Annotated in this window: 17 protein-coding genes; 3 read left to right on the forward strand and 14 right to left on the reverse strand. The window is 65.6% G+C overall.

The window, feature by feature from the left end:
• Positions 1–5: 5 nt before the first annotated feature.
• A complete protein-coding gene (locus tag MOK15_RS01335; RefSeq protein WP_242929944.1) occupies positions 6–743 on the reverse strand; it encodes a TorF family putative porin in 738 nt (245 codons plus the stop codon).
• Positions 730–1,140: a hypothetical protein gene (locus MOK15_RS01340; RefSeq protein WP_242929945.1), complete on the reverse strand. Its 411-nt coding sequence runs from the start codon at positions 1,138–1,140 to the stop codon at positions 730–732. Before MOK15_RS01340 ends, MOK15_RS01335 begins: the two co-directional genes overlap by 14 nt.
• A 220-nt stretch (positions 1,141–1,360) precedes the next feature.
• Between MOK15_RS01340 and MOK15_RS01345 the strand changes: the two genes are divergently transcribed.
• Complete coding sequence (locus tag MOK15_RS01345; protein ID WP_242929946.1) at positions 1,361–2,491, forward strand: hypothetical protein; 1,131 nt, start codon at positions 1,361–1,363, stop codon at positions 2,489–2,491.
• Here MOK15_RS01345 and mfd read toward each other — a convergent pair.
• Positions 2,488–5,961 carry a transcription-repair coupling factor gene (mfd, locus tag MOK15_RS01350; protein WP_242929947.1) on the reverse strand — a complete coding sequence of 1,158 codons (3,474 nt, stop codon included), beginning with the start codon at positions 5,959–5,961 and terminating at the stop codon, positions 2,488–2,490. The genes MOK15_RS01345 and mfd overlap by 4 nt on opposite strands.
• Positions 5,962–6,094: 133 nt before the next feature.
• Positions 6,095–6,361, reverse strand: a complete 267-nt coding sequence (locus MOK15_RS01355) for a succinate dehydrogenase assembly factor 2 (protein WP_242929948.1) — start codon at positions 6,359–6,361, stop codon at positions 6,095–6,097.
• Between the two features lie 145 nt (positions 6,362–6,506).
• Between MOK15_RS01355 and recG the strand changes: the two genes are divergently transcribed.
• Positions 6,507–8,570, forward strand: a complete 2,064-nt coding sequence (gene recG, locus MOK15_RS01360) for an ATP-dependent DNA helicase RecG (protein ID WP_242929949.1) — start codon at positions 6,507–6,509, stop codon at positions 8,568–8,570.
• Positions 8,571–8,810: 240 nt separating this feature from the next.
• Here the strand turns inward: recG and MOK15_RS01365 are convergent, their stop codons facing one another.
• Entirely contained in the window at positions 8,811–9,167 is a 357-nt protein-coding gene (locus MOK15_RS01365) for a PilZ domain-containing protein (protein WP_242929950.1), read from the reverse strand.
• A gap of 76 nt (positions 9,168–9,243) precedes the next feature.
• A complete protein-coding gene (gene tyrS / locus MOK15_RS01370; protein ID WP_242929951.1) occupies positions 9,244–10,461 on the reverse strand; it encodes a tyrosine--tRNA ligase in 1,218 nt (405 codons plus the stop codon).
• 55 nt (positions 10,462–10,516) lie between these two features.
• Here tyrS and MOK15_RS01375 point away from each other — a divergent pair, with 55 nt between their 5' ends.
• A complete protein-coding gene (locus MOK15_RS01375; protein ID WP_242929952.1) occupies positions 10,517–11,602 on the forward strand; it encodes an anhydro-N-acetylmuramic acid kinase in 1,086 nt (361 codons plus the stop codon).
• A 45-nt stretch (positions 11,603–11,647) separates the two neighbouring features.
• Here the strand turns inward: MOK15_RS01375 and MOK15_RS01380 are convergent, their stop codons facing one another.
• From MOK15_RS01380 to MOK15_RS01415, 8 genes are all read right to left on the reverse strand, one after another.
• Positions 11,648–12,085: a DUF2147 domain-containing protein gene (locus tag MOK15_RS01380; protein ID WP_242929953.1), complete on the reverse strand. Its 438-nt coding sequence runs from the start codon at positions 12,083–12,085 to the stop codon at positions 11,648–11,650.
• A 134-nt stretch (positions 12,086–12,219) separates the two neighbouring features.
• Positions 12,220–13,209 carry a type II secretion system F family protein gene (locus tag MOK15_RS01385; protein WP_242929954.1) on the reverse strand — a complete coding sequence of 330 codons (990 nt, stop codon included), beginning with the start codon at positions 13,207–13,209 and terminating at the stop codon, positions 12,220–12,222.
• 18 nt (positions 13,210–13,227) lie between these two features.
• Complete coding sequence (locus tag MOK15_RS01390) at positions 13,228–14,226, reverse strand: type II secretion system F family protein (protein WP_242929955.1); 999 nt, start codon at positions 14,224–14,226, stop codon at positions 13,228–13,230.
• A gap of 46 nt (positions 14,227–14,272) precedes the next feature.
• Positions 14,273–15,556, reverse strand: a complete 1,284-nt coding sequence (locus MOK15_RS01395) for a pilus assembly protein CpaE (RefSeq protein WP_242929956.1) — start codon at positions 15,554–15,556, stop codon at positions 14,273–14,275.
• Position 15,557: 1 nt separating this feature from the next.
• Complete coding sequence (locus MOK15_RS01400) at positions 15,558–16,217, reverse strand: CpaD family pilus assembly protein (protein WP_242929957.1); 660 nt, start codon at positions 16,215–16,217, stop codon at positions 15,558–15,560.
• Positions 16,218–16,233: 16 nt separating this feature from the next.
• A complete protein-coding gene (locus MOK15_RS01405; protein ID WP_242929958.1) occupies positions 16,234–17,715 on the reverse strand; it encodes a type II and III secretion system protein family protein in 1,482 nt (493 codons plus the stop codon).
• Position 17,716: 1 nt separating this feature from the next.
• Positions 17,717–18,724, reverse strand: a complete 1,008-nt coding sequence (gene cpaB / locus MOK15_RS01410) for a Flp pilus assembly protein CpaB (protein WP_242929959.1) — start codon at positions 18,722–18,724, stop codon at positions 17,717–17,719.
• 51 nt (positions 18,725–18,775) lie between these two features.
• Positions 18,776–19,249 (reverse strand): prepilin peptidase, encoded by a 474-nt coding sequence (locus MOK15_RS01415; protein WP_242929960.1) that lies wholly within the window; start codon positions 19,247–19,249, stop codon positions 18,776–18,778.
• Between the last annotated feature and the right edge of the window lies 1 nt (position 19,250).

The following is a 19,250-nucleotide window of genomic DNA, read 5'->3' on the forward strand; positions in this document are numbered from 1 at the left end:
GAAAGTTAGAGGGTGAAGCCCAGCCTTGCGATCAGGCTTGCGCCCGCATGGGCGCTGTTCGGGGCGTCGATGTCGGTGTCGGCGTAGCGCAGGCCGGCGGACCAGCGGCCCTGATACCAGTCGAGCGCGACGCCATGGTCCCAATAGCCGCCGCCCGGGCGCAGGCGCGCCGCCCTGACAGGATCGCGGACGTCACCGGTCGAGCGGCCGACATGGCCCGATAGGGTGAAGGGCGTGCCGGGGATGCCGACCGCCGTGCTGCCGGACAGATAGAGATTGTCGCCGCCGATCGCGGACTGGCGCGGGGCGTAGCGGGCGCCCAGATCGACGCTGGCCGGGCCGAGTGAGAAACCAGCGATCGCGCCGACTTCGCCATAATGCTGATGAGAGGCGCCGGGGAAGAGATGGTAGCGGCCCTCCGCCGTCAGCCGGAAGCCGCCCAGGTCTTTCCCATAGGTTGCGCCCAGGTCGAGCACGGCGTCGGCACCGCCATGGCGGTCGCTGCCCCAGAGCGTCGTGGCCGCGCCGTCGAGGCTGAGGCCTTGCGCCACGGGGACGGAAATCGCGCCGCGCAGGACCGGGTCGCCGTCGCTCCAGCTAAGGCCGCGGCGGCGTTCGTCGCTGGCGGCTTCGAGGGTGACGGTGGTGCCGGCCGCATATTGGGCGGCGGCCGGTGCGGCATGGACGGCGAGCAGGAACGCTCCCAGCCATGCCAGGCGGCAGTAGCGATCAGTTGGATGCAAGATTACGTACCGAATCCAGTTCAGCCAGGAGGCGCGCGCGATCGGCTTCCGCCACCGCGACCAGATGGGCCTCTATCTTTTCCTGATGCTGGGCAAGGTTGCGTGCTCCCGAATTGCGGCCGGGCGTGCAGGCGCCCGCTTCGCTGCCCGAAAAGCGCTTGTCAGTGGGGATGGTGCGGGCGAGGGCCGGGCCATGGTCCAGTTTGCGATCGACGACGATGGTCGCGGTCCATTGGCAGCGCTGGCCGTCCATGCGGTTGGGGGTCTTCGCGCCGATCGTCTTCGCGCGCATTTCCGCGCGGGCGGTATAGGTCGCGCCGAGCTGCTGGCCGTGATGCTCGACGGAAACAGTGTGGGTCGCGGCGGCGGCCGCGAGCGCGATTAGGGTCAAACTCATGAATATTCTCCTGCTTGTGACGCCGTACTTTGCTGCCCGGTCGTCAAAGGCGGATTTAGGTTTCCACTGTTGCCGGTTGTTTGCTGGATGATGAGGAATGGCTGCGCGTTCGGATATGGTCGACCACAAATGAAGGGTTGTTGCCCGCGCGCACGTCATCGCAACTTGCGTCGCTTCTTCAAATCGGACACATTTCGCGAGACAATAAGAGGAAAGCCGAATGTTCGCCCTTTTGCTTCTTCTCCAGTCGCCATCTTCCGATATCATTGTTACCGGCCAGCGTCTTGTCGAGGTGCAGGCAGAATGCGCCCGTGGCGATTGTACGCCGTTGCGCGACGCGCAGGCGACCATTGCTCTGGCCGAAGAAAAATTTCGCGGCGGAGCCTATCTCGACGCCAAGCGATTGTTGTCGGCCGCCATCGGCCGAAATCGCGACAAGGGAGCGATTGCGCCGCGCCCCGTCGCCGCCCTGTATGAGGCAATGGCTACGGTTTCCCTGCATGAGGGCGATCAGAACGATTATCGCCGCGCGGTCGCACATCAGGTCGCAATCCTGCGCGACAATCTGCCGCCCGATGATGTTGCGGTACTTTCTGCGACGACTGCGCTGGGCGATATGTGGATCAAGTTGCGCAACTATCGGCAGGCGGAAAGCACCTATCGCGGGATCGAGCAGGCGGCCTTGGCGGACGGTCGCGCCTATGCTGCAATGATGGCCGGAATGAAGCGGGTGTGGCTTGCGGCCGCAATGGACAAGCCGCGCGAGGCGAACCAGATGCTGAATGAACTGGAGCGCCGTCCGATCGCGCAGGAGCCGGGGTTTCGGACGGCGCTGAGGGTGGTGAGGCTACGCATCGCGGCCCGCGGCGGTGACGATGGCGCAATCACCAGATTAGTGGGCGAAATTGCGGAGGATCAGGATACCGGTCCTATCCTGATCTGGGCGCCGCCCTATGCCAGCAATGCGGCAGCCGACGCCAATGCCCAAGCGCGTTCATTTGGTGCGCCGGATCCGGTGCCGGTACGGTCGAGCGATCTGGCCAGCATCCAGTGGATCGACGTCGGCTTCTGGATACGGCCCGATGGCCGTACGGAGGAGGCAGAGATATTGCGCGGGTCGCGCACGCCCGGCTGGGCACCGACGATCCTGGCGCAGATTGCGCAGCGGCGTTATTCGACGCATCCTGATGCGAAAGATGCGGATGCCGCCGGCACCTATCGCATCGAGCGGGTTACACACAGGAGCGTCTATGTGACTCCTACGGGCAGTCATATTCGTCGGCGTGTCGCCGCTAGCGGCTTTGAGGTGCTTGATCTGACGCAGGCATCGGCTGCTTCGCCGCCGACTTAGCCCGCCGCCTTCGCCAGTCCCTTCGACAGTTGTAGCGCGCCGTTCAGTCGCGCCTGGGGGTCGGCCCAGGCGCGGTCGAGGACGATCTTGCTGTCGGGGCGCAGGCGGGCGACGCCGTTCAGGCGCTGGACGTAGGCGATGAGGCCCGCAGGCTTGGGGAAGCGGTCTTCGAAGAAGCTGACCAGCGCGCCCTTGGGGCCGACGTCGATCTTGGAGATGTTCGCGGTCATGCAATTCTGCTTGATCTCGATGATCTTGAGCAGGTTCTGCGTGGGCAGCGGCAGCTTGCCGAAACGGTCGATCAGTTCGGCGGCGAAGGATTCCAGGGCTTGGCGGTCTTCCAGTTCGTTGATGCGGCGATAGAGGCCCATGCGCAGGTCGAGGTCCGGCACATAATCGTCGGGGATGAGGATCGGCGCGTCGACCGTGATCTGGGGCGAGAAGCTGTCGCGGCGCGGCTCCAAGCCGACCCCGCCAGCCTTCGCGTCCATGATCGCGTCCTCCAGCATCGACTGGTAGAGTTCGAAGCCGACTTCCTTGATATGGCCCGATTGCTCGTCACCGACCAGATTGCCCGCGCCGCGAATGTCGAGGTCGTGGGACGCCAGTTGGAAGCCTGCGCCAAGCGTATCGAGGTCGGACAGGACTTTTAGCCGCTTTTCCGCCGTTTCGGTGATGATGCGGTTGGCGGGCGTCGTCATATAGGCATAGGCGCGGGTCTTCGACCGGCCCACGCGGCCGCGTAGCTGGTAAAGCTGGGCGAGGCCGAAACGGTCGGCGCGGTGGATGATGAGCGTGTTGGCGCTGGGGATGTCGAGGCCGGATTCGACGATGGTGGTCGAGAGCAGCACGTCGTAACGCTTGTCGTAGAAGGCGGACATGCGTTCCTCGACATCGGTGGCGCTCATCTGGCCATGGGCGACGATGGCCTTGATTTCCGGCACTTCGTTGCGGAGAAATTCCTCTATTTCGGTCAGGTCGGCGATGCGCGGCACGACGAAGAAGCTCTGGCCGCCGCGATAATGTTCGCGCAGCAGCGCCTCGCGGATGACCACGCCATCCCACGGCATGACATAGGTGCGCACCGCCAGGCGATCGACCGGCGGGGTCTGGATGACGGACAGTTCGCGCAGGCCCGACATCGCCATTTGCAGCGTGCGCGGGATCGGCGTGGCGGTGAGGGTCAGGACATGGACGTCGGTCTTGAGGGACTTCAGGCGTTCCTTGTGGGTGACGCCGAAACGCTGTTCCTCGTCCACGATGACGAGGCCGAGGCGCTTGAACTCCAGCCCCTTGGCGAGCAGGGCGTGGGTGCCGACGACGATGTCGATCGTGCCGTCGGCCAGGCCCGCCTTGGTCGCCTTCGCCTCCTTGTCGGGGACGAGGCGGGAGAGGTGGCCGATATTGACCGGGAAGCCGCGAAAACGCTCCTCGAAATTCATGTGATGCTGGCGGGCGAGCAGGGTGGTGGGGCAGATGACCACGACCTGCATCCCGGCCATCGCCGCGACGAAGGCGGCGCGCAGGGCCACCTCGGTCTTGCCGAAGCCGACATCGCCGCAGACGAGGCGGTCCATCGGCTTGCCCGCGCCGAGGTCTTCCACGACATCGCTGATCGCGCGGTCCTGATCGTCGGTTTCCTGATAGGGGAAGCGGTCGACGAAGGCGGGGTAGCCGGCTGCGTCGGGTTCCGCGACGGTGGCGGCGCGCAGGGCGCGTTCGGCGGCGGTCTTGAGCAGTTCGCCCGCGATTTCGCGGATGCGCTCCTTCATCCGCGCCTTGCGCCGCTGCCAGGCTTCACCGCCGAGCTTGTCGAGGGTTACGCCCTCATTCTCGCTGCCGTAGCGGGAGAGGACTTCGAGATTTTCGACCGGGACATAGAGCTTGTCTCCGCCGGCATAGGTCAGGGCGACGCAATCATGCGCGGCCTTGCTGACGGGGATTTGCGTCAGCCCCTCATAGCGGCCGATGCCATGGTCCATATGGACGACGAGATCGCCCGGCGAGAGGGTGGCCAGTTCCTGGAGGAAGGCGTCGGCGCTCTTCTTGCGCTTGGCGCGGCGGACGAGGCGGTCGCCCAGCATATCCTGTTCGGTGAGGACGGCGACGTCGGGCGCGGTGAAGCCATGGTCGAGGGCGAGGACGGTGAGGGTGACGCTGCCGTTTGCGGCGATGCCCAGCGCTTCCTGCCAGCTATCGGCGGCGGCGAGGCGGGTGACGCCATGATCGGTGAGCAGGCCGGACAGGCGCTCTCGTGCGCCGACCGAATAGCTGGCGATGACGATCTTTTTCTTCTCGCGACGCAGGGCGGCGATATGCTTGCCGACGGCTTCGTAGATGTTGCTGTTCTGCGCGCGTTCGGGGGCGAAATCGCGCGGGCTGTCCACCGCGAAGTCCAGCACGGTCGTGCTTTCGGGTTCGTGGAAGGGCGTGGTGCCGTGCATCGGCAGGGTCGCGACGGCAGCGTCCCATTCGGCGGCGTCGAGATAGAGGGAGTCGGGCTTCAACGGACGGTAGGAACCGGGGTCGGACGACTTCGCCTGGACGCGGTTGGCGTGATAGTCGCGAATCGCCTCGAACCGGGATTCCGCCGCGCCTGCGACGCCGGGGTCGCGGATCAGGACGGTGCCTTCGCCCAGATGGTCGGCGAGGGGGACCAGCTTTTCCTCGAACAGGGGCAGCCAATGTTCCATGCCGGCGAGGCGACGGCCGTCGCTGACCGCCTGATAGAGCGGGTCGCCGGTCGCGGTCGCGCCGAAGGTTTCGCGATAGCGGCTACGGAAGCGCTTGATCGTCTCCTCATCCAGCAAGGCTTCGGAGGCGGGGAGGAGGGTGAAGCCGTCGACATTTTCGATCGTGCGCTGGTCTGCGGGATCGAAGCGGCGGACCGTCTCGATCTCGTCGCCGAAAAAGTCGAGGCGCAGCGGTTGCTCCTCGCCGCCGGGGAAAAGATCGACGATGCCGCCGCGAATGGCGAACTCGCCTCGGTCATGCACCGTGTCGGTGCGGACATAGCCGTTCGCCTGGAGCATCTGCGCCAGCGTTTGAATCGCGATCCGCTCCTTGGGCGCTAGCTTCGCGACGAGCTGGCGGACGCGAAAGGGGGTGAGGGTGCGCTGGGTCATAGCCGCCAGCGTGGTGACGACCAGTTGCGGCCCTTTTGGCTTGGCCTGCAGGGCGTAGAGGCCCGCGAGCCGCGCGGATGCCGCGCGCAGCGAGGGGCTGGCGCGGTCATAGGGCAGGCAGTCCCAGGCGGGGATTTCGATGATCTCGATCTCCGGCGCGAAATAATGCGCTGTGTCCATGACCGCGCGCATGAGTTGCTCGTCGGAGGCGATGAAGACGGTGCGCCCGCCCGCCGCGCCGGCGGCGCGGGCGATGTCGGCCAGCAGCCAGGGCTGGAACCCCGCGGGCACGCCGGAGAGGGTGAGAGGCGCCTTCGCCTTCAGGATTTTCTGGAGATCGGTCATGCTATTTCTTCCTTCCTCCCCCTGAGGGGGAGGGGAACCGGCGAAGCCGGTGGAGGGGTGTCACGCTATCGAGAGGGGGACACCCCTCCGTCATCGCTGCGCGATGCCACCTCCCCTTACAGGGGAGGATGTATCAGTTTTCGATCTTCACGAAATCGAGTTTCAGGAATTTGTCCATCATCGGGCCTTTCCATGCGTCGGGGACGGGGATGGTGCCGAGCGCCCAGCCGATGATGTCGGCATCCTGCTCCTCCATGAAGCGTTCGAACCAGGCGATGTCCTCGCCCGACCATTCCATATGATAACGCTCGAAGAAGCCGCCGACCGTATAGTCCGCTTCCCGCGTGCCGCGATGCCAGGCCCGGAATTTCAGGCGGCGCATCAGGGGATTGTCGTTCACAATTTGTTCCTTTAACGGGCGCGGCAAAGAGGCCGATCGGGTGTTTGTATGACCGTCCCGGCTGCGGTGCTCTTGTTTGTCGCATTTTCCGAGCCGCCGGCCGTTCCGGCCGCCTCGAAAATGCTCTAGATGCCGTCAGATAGCCATGCGACCCGATATTCTCAATCCGTTCTTTGCCGAAATATCCCTGTTCAAGGGGATCGGCCCCGCGCTTGCCCGTCCGCTGGAGCGGCTGGGGCTGGCGCGGGCGGTCGATGTCGCCTTTCATTTGCCGGTCAGTTGGGTCGACCGGCACCTGACCGACGAACTGGACATGGCGGATGCCGGGCGGGTGATCGGCACGATGCTGACACCCGTCGATTATCGCGCCAGCGGTAGCACGCGGGCGCCGTTTCGCGTCGATGCGGTGGACGGGCATGGCAACCATGTCGCGCTCGTCTATTTCGGGAAGAACAGCGCCTGGCCGCGAAAGCTGCTGCCGCTGAATGAACCGAAATTCGTGTCGGGGAAGCTGGAAAGCTATGGCGACACGCTCCAGATGGTGCATCCCGATTATGTGCTGCCGCCCGAAGAAGCGGGCACGGTCCCGGCGCGCGAATCGGTCTATGGCCTGTCGGAGGGGCTGACCAACAACCGGATGCGCGATATCGCGATTCAGGCGCTGACCCGTGCGCCCGACCTGCCCGAATGGATCGAGCCGAGCCTGCTGGCGCGCAAGCAATGGCCCGCCTGGCGCGAGGCGCTGGCGCGGGTTCATGCCGATCCGTCCGACGCCAGGGCGCGCGAGCGGCTGGCCTATGACGAGATATTCGCCGGGCAACTGGCGCTGATGCTGGTGCGGCAATCGTCGCGGCGGCGGCGGGGCGTACCAATCGAGGGCGACGGGCGACTGCGCGCGATGCTGAAACTGCCCTTCGCACCGACCGGGGCGCAACGCCGCGCCACGTCCGAGATTGAGGGCGACATGGCGCAGGCGACGCCGATGCTGCGGCTGCTGCAGGGCGATGTGGGATCGGGCAAGACGCTGGTGGCGCTGATGGCGCTGCTCAACGCGGTCGAGGCGGGGATGCAGGGCGCGATGCTGGCGCCGACCGAAATATTGGCGCGGCAACATTATGAGACGCTGCGGAAAATGGCGGCGGGGCTGCCGGTCGAGATCGCGATCCTGACCGGGCGCGAGAAGGGGAAGGTGCGGGAAGCGACGCTGATGGGGCTGGCGGACGGGAGCATCGACATCCTCGTCGGCACCCACGCCATCTTTCAGGAAGCGGTGCAGTATAAGGCGCTGGGCCTCGCCGTGATCGACGAGCAGCATCGTTTCGGCGTGGCGCAGCGGATGATGCTGGCGAGCAAGGCGGAACGCGCGCCGCACCTGCTGGTGATGACGGCGACGCCGATCCCGCGCACGCTGACGCTGACCTATTATGGCGAGATGGACGTGTCGCGGCTGGACGAGATGCCGCCGGGGCGCCAGCCGATCCAGACGGTGGTGATGTCCGCCACGCGGCTGGACGAGGTGGTGGAAGCGCTGGCCCGCCATGTCGAGGGCGGGGGTCAGGCCTATTGGGTCTGCCCCCTGGTCGAGGAAAGCGAGACCAGCGACCAGGCGGCGGCCGAGGCGCGGGCGGAATCGCTGAAACTGCGGTTCGGCGATCGGGTGGGGCTGGTCCACGGGCGCATGAAGGGGCCGGACAAGGATGCGGCGATGGAGGCCTTCGCCGCCAACCGCACGCAGATATTGGTGGCGACCACCGTGATCGAAGTGGGGGTGGACGTGCCCAACTCCAGCCTCATCATCATCGAGGGGGCGGACCGGTTCGGGCTGGCGCAGTTGCACCAGTTGCGCGGGCGGGTGGGGCGCGGCGACAAGCCGTCGGTCTGCCTGCTGCTGCGCGGCAATGCACTGGGGGAAACGTCGCGCGCGCGGCTGGCGCTGATGCGCGAGACCAATGACGGCTTCCGCATCGCCGAGGAGGATCTGAAGCTGCGCGGCGCGGGCGAGGTGTTGGGCACGCGCCAGTCGGGCGAGGCGGAATTGAAGCTGGCGACGCCCGAACATGTGGCGGCGCTGGTCGATCCGGCGCGGGACGACGCGCATCTGCTGATCGAGCGGGACGGCGGGCTGGACAGCGCGCGGGGCCAGGCGGCGCGGACCTGCCTCTATCTGTTCGAGAAGGATGCGGCGGTGGGGTTGTTGCGCGGTGGGTAGGGCCGATCGACATTCAGCCTTTAAGGCGTTTCCTATCCCGTCATGCCGGACTTGATCCGGCATCCAGGGCCACAAAGGGCGGCACCTGCGACTCTGGATGCCGGATCAAGTCCGGCATGACGCTGAAAATTGGGCTGAGGCTTCTGCGTTAATCTGAGCCGGAAAGGTCGCGCCGAATGGATACTGACTTTCGTCAGGATGACGGAAGCTGTCCTTATGGCGCTATTCCGTTTGCGGGCATTACCAGGCCGTCCGGCGTGGCGGGATGAGGGCCATCATCGCGCTGTAGAGGGTGGGCGGGATCGGTTCCACAAACTCCATGCCCGCCCGGCCATCCTGAACCCAGCGGATTTCGGCGGGATAATCCTTCACCACCGGAAGCCAGACGGTGATGCGCTCTCCGGTCAGGCATTCGCCTTCGGTTCGGCACATCAGGCCGAGCGCCGAGATGTTGATGATCCGGATGCCCTGGTTGCGGCCGCGCACGGTCGCGTGGCTCACCATGTCGACCAGTTCGCGGCTTGCGCGACGCTGCTCGACGGACGGGTCGCGTGAACGCAGGACATGGCCGAGATCGGCAAAGACGGAGGACGACATGCCCCAAGCCTAGTGCCGCGAAATGGACGGTTTGCTAGAAAAGAGCGTTAACCTGCGGCTAACGCTCTTTTCCTGATCAGGCGACCACCAGCCCATGTTTCTTGGCGCCGAAGCTGAGCTTGTCGCCGGGCTTGAGCATTGTCGCCGGGTCGGTGACGACATCGCCATTCACGCGGATCGCGCCTTCGGTCAGCTTGCGGCGCACTTCCTTGTTGGATGTGGCGAAGCCGAGGCCCGTGGTGGCCTGCACCACGGTCAGGCCATCGGCGCCAAGGCTGACGGTCGGCAGGTTGGCGTCCGATGCGCCTTCCTCGAACGTCCGTCGCGCGGTTTCGGCGGCGGCCTGCGCGGCGTCCGCGCCATGGGCCATGGCGGTGGTGGCGTCGGCGAGGATTTTCTTCGCATCGTTGATTTCCGCGCCCTCCAGCGCCGCCAGCCGGGCGATCTCGTCCAGCGGCAGGTCGGTGAACAGCGCCAGGAACCGGCCGACATCGGCGTCCTGCGTGTTCCGCCAGAACTGCCAATAATCATAAGCGGGCAGGGCGTCGGCGTTCAGCCACACCGCGCCGTTCATGGTCTTGCCCATCTTGCCGCCGTCGGCCGTGGTGATGAGCGGGCTGGTGATGCCGAAGACCTGCGTGCCGTCGACCCGGCGCGCCAGTTCGATGCCGTTGACGATATTGCCCCACTGGTCCGACCCGCCCATCTGCAACCGGCATTCGGCGCGGCGCGACAGTTCCAGGAAATCATAGGCCTGGAGGATCATGTAGTTGAACTCAAGGAAGCTGAGCGACTGTTCGCGGTCGAGCCGCATCTTCACGCTGTCGAAGCTCAGCATCCGGTTGACCGAGAAATGCTGGCCGATGTCACGCAGGAAGGGGATATATTCCAGCTTGTCCAGCCAGTCGGCATTGTCGACCATCACCGCGTCGGTCGGGCCGTCACCGAAGGTCAGGAACTTCTCGAACACGCGCTTGATGCTGGCGACGTTGGACGCGATCGTGTCGCTGGTCATCAGCTTGCGCGCTTCGTCCTTGAAGCTGGGGTCGCCGACCTTGCCGGTGCCGCCGCCCATCAGCACGATCGGCTTGTGCCCCGCCTGCTGCATCCGGCGCAGCATCATGATCTGAACCAGGCTGCCGACATGGAGCGAGGGTGCGGTCGGATCGAAGCCGATATAGCCCGGCACCACCTGGCGTGCGGCGAGGGCGTCCAGCCCCTCCGCATCGGTCAGTTGATGGATGTAGCCGCGTGTTTCCAGCAGGCGGAGGAGATCGGACTGATAGTTGCTCATGGCGCGCGCCTGTAGCATTGGGACGAGAGCGATAAAAGAGGTGGAGTTTTCGATCATGCTAGCAATCGGTTTGATGTCCGGCACCTCACGCGACGGGATCGACGCCGCGCTGATCGAAACGGACGGGGAGGGCGCGGTGACGCCGGTTGCCTTCCACGCGATGGCCTATGATGACGATTTCCGTCAGCGCCTGGCGCAAGCCTGCCAGCGGGCGATGACCATGGAGCAGCCGGGTGCCGATCCGCTGATCGCGCCGGTGGAGGCGGAACTGACCGAACGGCATGTCGAGGCGGTCGCCGACCTGCTGGGGCGCAGCGGGCATATCGCCGAGGATGTGAGCGTGATCGGCTTTCACGGCCATACCGTCGCGCACCGGCCCGAACGGGGATGGACCTGGCAGATTGGCGATAGCGCGGCGCTGGCCGGCGGGTTCGGCATCCCGGTGGTGGGCGACCTGCGCAGCGCCGACGTGGCGGCGGGCGGGCAGGGTGCGCCGCTGCTGCCGGTCTATCATCGCGCGCTGGCGCAGGGGCTGGTCAAGCCGGTGGCGGTGCTGAACCTGGGCGGCGTCGCCAATATCACCTTCATCGGGTCGGACGGGACGCTGATCGCCTTCGACACCGGCATGGCGAGCGGGCTGATCGACAACTGGATGCAGACCCGTGGGCAAGCCGCCTATGATGCGGGCGGCGCGACGGCGGCGCAGGGGCGGGTGGATGAGGCGCGACTGGCGGCGATGCTGGCCGATCCCTGGTTCGACGCCCCCCCGCCCAAAAGCATCGATCGCGAACAGTTCAGCATCGGAGCAGTGGAGGGGCTGACGCTGGAGGATGGGGCGGCGACCCTGACGGCCTTCACCGCCGCCGCCGTGGCGCGGGGCGTGGATCATCTGCCCGAACGGCCGGCGCAGATATATGCGGCGGGCGGCGGGCGGCACAATGCGACCCTGATGGCGATGCTGGCGCAGCGGACCGGGGCGCAGGTGCTGTCGGTCGATGGCCTGGGCTGGGACGGCGACGCACTGGAAGCGCAGGGCTTCGCCTATATGGCGGTGCGGCACCTGAAGGGGCTGCCGATCAGCTTTCCGGGAACCACCGGAGCGCCGGAGCCGATGACGGGCGGGGTGCTGTTTCCGGCGTGACGAGTTCCCCCCCCCGCGGGGGAGGGAGAAAGCCCCTCCCTGCCCCTATCGTACGGGCGTCCAGGTCTGGGTCTTGCAGAAGAAGGCGATGCAGCCCTGCACCTTCAATGTGCCGTTGGCGTTGCGGCTGACCTTGCTGGTGTAGCTCTTGCCGCTTTCCGGGTCGTAGATCGTCCCCTTCCACAGGTCGCCATCGTCCGAAAAGCCGGAGAGCAGCGCCAGGCCGACGAGCGGTTTGGAGCGGAGCGCGGGGTCCGGGTTCTTGATGTCGGTCTGCGGGCGGCCCGGCGTGGGCTTCACGATCTTTTCGATCCGGCCGCAGAGTTGCTGGCCGCAGGGGGCGATGTTGACGATCGCCTTTCCATCGACCGTGGCCCAACGGCCGGTGACGGGCTGCGCCGCCTGGGCGGGCAGGGCGGCGATGGCGGCAAGGGCTGCGGCGGCAAAGGCGGCAGCGTGGCCGGCGGCACGGATGATGGTCATGTGATCCTCTCTTCTTTCCTCTGTTGTCGGAAGAAATAAGTGAGGAAACCACTGGGTTCCAGCCAAGAATTAACCGGTGCGGGCCATGGGCGGCAAGGACGTTACGGCAGCGCCTCTTGCCGCCCGCAGATTTTTTAAAAAGCGGTGCTGATCGAGCAGGCCGCCGGACCCAGGATGACGACGAACAGGGTCGGCAGGATGAAGAGAATCAGCGGCACGGTCATGATCGCGGGCAGGCGGGCGGCCTTTTCTTCCGCGCGCATCATGCGTTCATGGCGGAACTCGGCCGACAGGACGCGCAGGGCGCTGGCGAGCGGTGTGCCGTATTTTTCGGTCTGGATCATGGTCGTGACCACGCCCTTCACCGCATCCAGCTTCACGCGGTTCGCGAGATTTTCGAAGGCCATGCGGCGTTCGGTGAGGAAGCTGAGTTCGATCGCGGTGAGTTGGAACTCGTCGCCCAGTTCGGGATAGGCCTTGCCCAGTTCGCGCGCGACCCGGCTGAAAGCGGCGTCGACAGTCAGGCCCGCTTCGGCGCAGATGACCAGCAGGTCGAGCGCGTCGGGTAGCCCCTTGCGGATCGCGGCCGACCGTTTCTGCACCTTGTTGTCGATATAGAGGTCGGGCGCCTTGTAGGCGAGCAGCAGCGTGATGGCGAAGGCGAAAAAGCGCTTCATCGGCCCCCATTCGGGTTCGATGCCCACGCCATAGAGCAGGATCGCGGCCAGGCCGCCGATAAGGATCGGCAGGATCAGCCGGCCGAAGATCACCGTGACGGCCATATCCTTGGACCGGATGCCGGCCTGGGCCAGGCGGATCTGCGCATCCTTGAGCTGGTCGTCCTGCAACACTTTCAGGCTGGACAGGAAGGACCGCATCTGGTCGGTCGTCTGGTTCTTCTGCATCAGCTTGGCGCGGCGCTTGGCGGTCGACGCGGTGATGCCGGCCTTCAACTGCTCGCGCCGTTCGTTGAGCGCCTTGACGCGCTTGGCCATCGGATCGCGCACCGTCATCACCGCATAGAGGGCGAACAGCACCGCCAGCGTCGCTAGAGCCGCGAGCAGGGTGCCGAAATCGGTGGCGGTCAGGCCGAACAGGGTGCCGGCGGGGGTAGGCGCGTCCATGATCCTATCGCTCCCTTGTCAAATCTCGAAACTGACCATCTGGGCCATGATGAAGGCGCCTATGCCCATCCAGCACATGCCGCCGATGCCGATGACCTGCATCAGCGACAGCCCGAAAATGCCCGCCGGATCGGGCGTGAAGAAGGGGCTCATATAGTGGAAGTTGATGTAGGTAATCAGGCCAAACACCAGGGGGGGGAGCGCGCCGATGATATAGGCGGACGCCTTTGATTCCGACGACATGGCGCGGATCTTCAACTTCATCTGCGCCCGCTGGCGCAGCACGGTGGCGAGGTTGGACAGGGTTTCGGCAAGGTTGCCGCCGGTTTCCCGCTGGATCGCCAGGGTGATGACGAAGAACTGAAATTCCGCCGTGCCCAGGCGGTCGGCGGTTTCCTGCAACGCCTGCTCCATCGTGCGGCCGATCTTGATGCGTTCGGTGATGAGCTTGAACTCCACGCCCACCGGGCCGGGGATTTCGTTCGACACTACGCCCAGCGTCTCCGCGATCGGCAGGCCCGATCGCAGGCCGCGCGTCAGCAGTTCCAGCGCGTCGGGAAATTTTGCGGTGAACTGGCTGATCCGCTTGCCGATCAGGCGGCCGACCCACCAGTGCGGCAGGCCAAGGCCCGCGGCCAGGCCGACCATCAACGCGAACAGGAAGGGAAAGCCGCGCAAGGTCAGGAGGGCGGTGATGACCAGGAAAACGACGGCGCAGGCCGTCATATACTGGCTGAGCGTCCATTTTTTGCCGGTCATCCGTATCCGCTTGGCCAGATTGTCCGGATTGGGGATCAGCGACACCAGTAGCTTGGCTTCGGTCCCGGTCGGACGATTGGAGATGACCTTGCGCATACGCGCTTCCATCATCGCCTCGGTCGAATCGCTGTGGCGGCCACGGATCAGGGCGACGCGGCGTTTGCGCGCCTTGTCCGGCGACGGGCTGGCGAAAGCGACCAGGGCAAGGCCCAGCATCGTCGCCACCAGCACCGCGATCAACAGGATATTGCCGTCCATCTCTTCGCCTGTCCTTCATGAGCCGCCGGCAAAGGGCGGCGCTCCGTCAATCTTCCAGTGCGACCTTGGCCTTGCGGCGCGACGAGATCATGGTCTTGAAGTCGATCTTGCCGAGCAGGGAAGTGCCTTTCCTGGCTGTCGGCTTGCCGTCCGCGCCATCATCCGCCTCCGCCGCGCCCAGCGCTGCATTGAGCATCGCGGTGCAGGCTGCGCCGACCTTGCTGCTCTTGGCGGTTTCGGCGAGCGTCTTGCCGAGCTTGGCCGCCTGCGCCGCGACGCGCAGGTCGAAGGGGATGAGGACATCGATCTTGCGCTCGATCGACTGTTCGAAATCCTTGCGGCTGATCTCGGGCGATCCGGGATGGACGCGGTTGGCGACCACCACGAGACGCGACTGGGGCGCATTGGTCTTGAGCCAGGACAGGATACGGATCGTATCGCGCGCCGACGCCAGCGTCAGTTCGGTCACGACCAGCGTCACATTGACGTCGCTCATCAGGTGCGGATGCTGGATCAGCATGTTGCGCGGCAGGTCGATGACGCTGCATTCGAAAGCGAGGCGAAATTCCTCCATCAACTGGTAGAAGGCGCCGCCGTCGTTCAGCATCGGCTGGCTGATCGGCGCTTCGGCCGACAGGATGGCCAGCCGGTCACTCGCCCGCACCATCGCGCGCTCGATGAACAGCCCGTCGATGCGGCTGGGATTCTCGATCGCATCGGTCAGGCCGCGGCCCGGCTCCAGGTCCATGGCCAGCGCATTGGTGCCGAAATGAACATCGAGGTCGAGCAGCGCGGTCGGGTATTTCTTCTTTTCCGAAATCATCCAGGCGAGCGAGGTTGCGATGCTGGAGGCGCCGACTCCCCCCCGCGTGCCGACCACCGCCAGGGTACTGTGGGGCCGCTCCGGACCCGCTTCGCGCGGCGCCATGAACACGGCCTGCGCCTGCGCCAGCGCGTCGCGCAACTGATCCGCGCCAAAGGGCTTGAGCAGATAATCCTGGATGCCGCTGGCAATGAGATCGCGATAGAGGCGGACGTCGTTGACCTGGCCGGCGGCGATCACCACTGTTCCAGGCTCGCAGACTTCGGCCAGGCTGTTGATGTCGTTCAGTGGATCGCCGCTTTCGGACATGTCGACGAACAGGATTTGCGGAGAAGCGGTGATCGACAGGCTCTGCACGGCGTTGCGCATACCGCCCCTGCTCACCTTTTCCGGCGCCCAGCCCATTTCGGTCGCGACCGCGCACAGCATGTCGAAACTATGGTCGTCGCAGACGAAAGCGTGGAAGGGATCGCGCAGGCCTGCGCCGGGTTTCCAGGGTGCGTTCATCTTATTGGGCTCCCGCCTTTATCTGCTTGAGGTCGCCGGCGCCGGTCGGCGCCTTGTCGCGATAGGTGGAAATGGCGCGGTTGGACGTGGCGGTGCGCAGGTCGCTGTCCGTGCTCTGGCCGCGCACCAGATCCTCCGGATTGGCGACCATGGCGGCGAGGTTGCCGTTCACGCCGCAGCCGAAATTGGAGGAGGTGCCGAGATTCGTCTCGGTTTCCTGCTTCGCGCTCCAGTCCGGGCAGCCCGATATGTTGGCACTGGCGCGGCGCACGATCAGGCGGATCGCACCCTGGGGCGCGGCACCGGCAACGGCGGAGCTGTCTTCGCCCACCAGCAGGCCGTGGCGCGCCACGACGGCGGCAATCCCGTCGCGCAGCGCGGAGCCATGATAGCCGTCGGAGACGATCGCTACCTGATCGCCATAGCCAAGGCGGATAGAGGCGAACCAGTCGTCGAGACGGCGGGCTTCCACGGGAGCCAGCCTGTCGTCAGCCCCGGCCTGCACGTCGAAAGTGTAGCTGGCATAGCGCACCATCGGCTGGTGGATCGATTCGACGCTGCGGTTCTGACTGTCGGTCACGCAGCCTGCGAGTGACAGTGAGAGAACTGCCAGGGCGCCCAGCGACAGGCTGGACAGACGGAGAGGGATTTGGGAGGTCATGTCGTTCGTCCTTCCGTCAGAAGCTGAAGCCGGGGGTGGCGCTGGCGTCCTTGCCCGGCTTGCCCGGCGCGGCCTGCGAAATGCCCGGCGCGTCCGGTGCGCGGCTGGGCATCGCGCCGCGCGCGCCGCTCACCCCGTCATTACCCTGCTGCGCCAGCAGGCCCTGGGCCACATCGGCATTGCGGAACCCGTCGGTCGGCAACCCCACGTCCGATGCGTTCATGGGCTTCACCAGATAGGGGGTGACGACGATGACCAGTTCGGTCTCGTTGCGCTGGAACTGGCGCGATTTGAACAGGCTGCCCAGGATCGGCAGGTTGCCGAGGCCAGGGAGCTTGTTGACATTGTTGGACGCTTCATTGTTGAGCAGGCCGGCGATCATGAAGGCCTGACCCGAACCCAGTTCCACCGTGGTTTCGGCGGTGCGGCTCCTGAGCGCGGGGACACTGGCGCTGATCGAGAAGTCCAGGCTCGACACGGTCGGCCGGACGCGCAGGGAAATACGGCCGTCGGCCAGCACGGTCGGCGTGAAGGCCAACTGCACGCCATATTGCTTGAATTCGATGCTGTTGCCCGACGATGGCCCGTTGTTGACCGTATAGGGATATTCGCCGCCCGCCAGGAAGCTGGCGGTTTCGCCCGACAAGGCGGTCAGGTTGGGCTGCGCCAGGGTGGTGGCGAGGCCGCTCGATTCGGCCAGGTCCAGCGCCCCCGCAATGTCCATGCCCAGGATACGGGCGACGCCGCCCAGGCTGAAGCTGCCGTCGGCGGGATTGTTGAAGGTCCATTCCGCTGGCTTCGTAATAAGACCTGTGACGGCATCAATTTCCGGCTTTGTGTAGGTGGAGAAGGCGCGAGTGCCACCCCCTATGAAGCCGAGAGTGCCTCTGCTCTTGTCCGCGCTCGCGAAGTTGGTGCCGATCTTGTGGCCGACATCCTTGCTGACCTCGGAAATCTTGACCTGCAGCATGACCTGCAACGGGGTCGCCATGCGCAGGCGGCTGACCACGGTCACATCCTTGCCGACGAAGGCCTGGGTCAGCCGTTCGACCTCGGCCGCGTCCTCGGGCGCCTTGATCGTGCCGGTCAGCAGCACCATGCCGTTCATGTTGTTCACGGCGATATCCGCTTCCGGCATGGCCAGGCGCAGCATGTCGTCGATGCTGGTGATGTTGTTGCCGACGCGCACATTGCCCGAAAACAGCACTTTGCCGTTGGGGGCGGTGACGAAGACGGTGGTTTCGCCTGCCTTCTTCGCGATCAGATAGAGTTGATTCTGCGAGCGGACATGGACATCCACCACATCGGGATTGGCGATCACCACGTCGGACATTTTCGACGACAGGTTGACCACGCGGCTGCCGCCCACCGACAGCAGGATCGCATTGTCCTGCGCGCTGGAGGGGGCGGCGTTCAGTGCCGCCGTGGGCGCGATCATGGTCGCGACGGCCAGGCCCAGCGCGATCGCCGGGCCGGCAGATTTGTACGTGGACTTCATCTTACTTCCCCCCGACCGGCACTTCGGTCACGTTGGTTCCACGCGCCACGCGGATCACTGGCCCCTTGAAGGCGACGGTGCCGGCCGGTGCGCCATTAGGGCCGACCGCGGGCGCCGTATCCGCCTTGGCCGGGACCGAACTGCGCTGATAGCGTGACACGTCGGCGCCCGTGGAGTAGGTGGAACCGCGATCGACCGGGCGCGCCGCCAGCTTGGCGATGATCGCCTTTTCCGCCTTCGGGCTGGCGCCTTCGGGCAGGTCGACATCGCTGCCCGCAATGGCGGCGTCGAGGTCGGACGCACTGTCGGCGATCGAGCGCAGCGACATGGACAGTGATCCTACGGTCTGGGCGACCGCGATCTTTTCGGCGATCTTGGGCGTCACTTCGATGGTGACGTTGGAATAGGTCTGGACCACGGGCTTGCCGTCCGGTCCCATGGCGTCCATGCGCTGGTCGGTGGCGAGCACGCGCAGGTTGCGCAGGATGGTTTCGGACACTCTGAGCGGTTCGCCGTCGCCGCCGCCCGTAACGCTCTGCGTCAGGACCAGGTCGATGCGGTCGCCGGGAAAGACGAAGCCCGCGACCGAGCTTTGCGCCGATACCGGCACCGTCACGGCGCGCAGGCCCGGCCCCAGCGCAGCGGCCAGGAAGCCGCGATCACCGGGCTTGACCAGCCCGCCCTGCGTCAACGGCTGGCCCGCCGAGATGGCGGTGCGCACGACGCTGCCGGCGAGCTTGGCCGGATCGGCCTGTCCCTGCAGATAATAGGCCTGTTCGATCAGATCCTTGGGCCATGGCTGGAAGCGGAAGCTTTCGGCGTCGAGGATGGTGCCGACGGGCAGCGCCTTGGTCGCGACCAGCACATGGGGCAGGTCGGCGTCGGCCGGCATGGCCGCAGCGTTGACCTGCGGCGCGCTCGATGCGCCGAGCATGTTGCGCGCAAGCAGCGCTGTCGTGACGGCTATAATCAGCGCGCCTACCAGCAGCACGATCTTCTTGGCATCCATGACGAAATACGCCTCCCTAGAACGGGTGCACTGCCCCCAGTGCCCCATCCATCACGCAAAATGGTTAAGATAATGTTCGCCAAGCACCCAAAGGGCTGCGGCTGAAATGGCGACGCCATAAGGGATTTCGGGCTGGCCGGGCCTTTTCGCCAGCCGGTGATGCAGGACGGTCGCCAGCGTCACCGCGCCGCCCAGCAACGCCATGAGGACGATCAGGCTGAGCATCGCCTGCCACGGGAACCAGAGCGCCAGCGCGCCGAGCAGCTTGACGTCGCCGCCGCCCATCACGCCGATCGCGAAGAGGGCGGTGAACAGGATGAAGACGAGAGCGCCACCCAGCAACTGCACCGCCATGTCTGGCCACGGCTCCAGCCCGCAGGCCAGCCACCAGAGCGGCGCCAGCAGCGCGACGGTCAGGTTCAGCCGGTTCGAGATGATGCGCGCGCGCAGATCGGTGATCGCCGCCGCGATCAGCAACGCACCCAGGGCGACGATCAGCGCCAGCCGGAAATATTCCCCCAACATG

Origin of the sequence: Sphingobium sp. BYY-5 (assembly GCF_022758885.1) — a bacterium.
Taxonomy (GTDB): Bacteria; Pseudomonadota; Alphaproteobacteria; order Sphingomonadales; family Sphingomonadaceae; genus Sphingobium.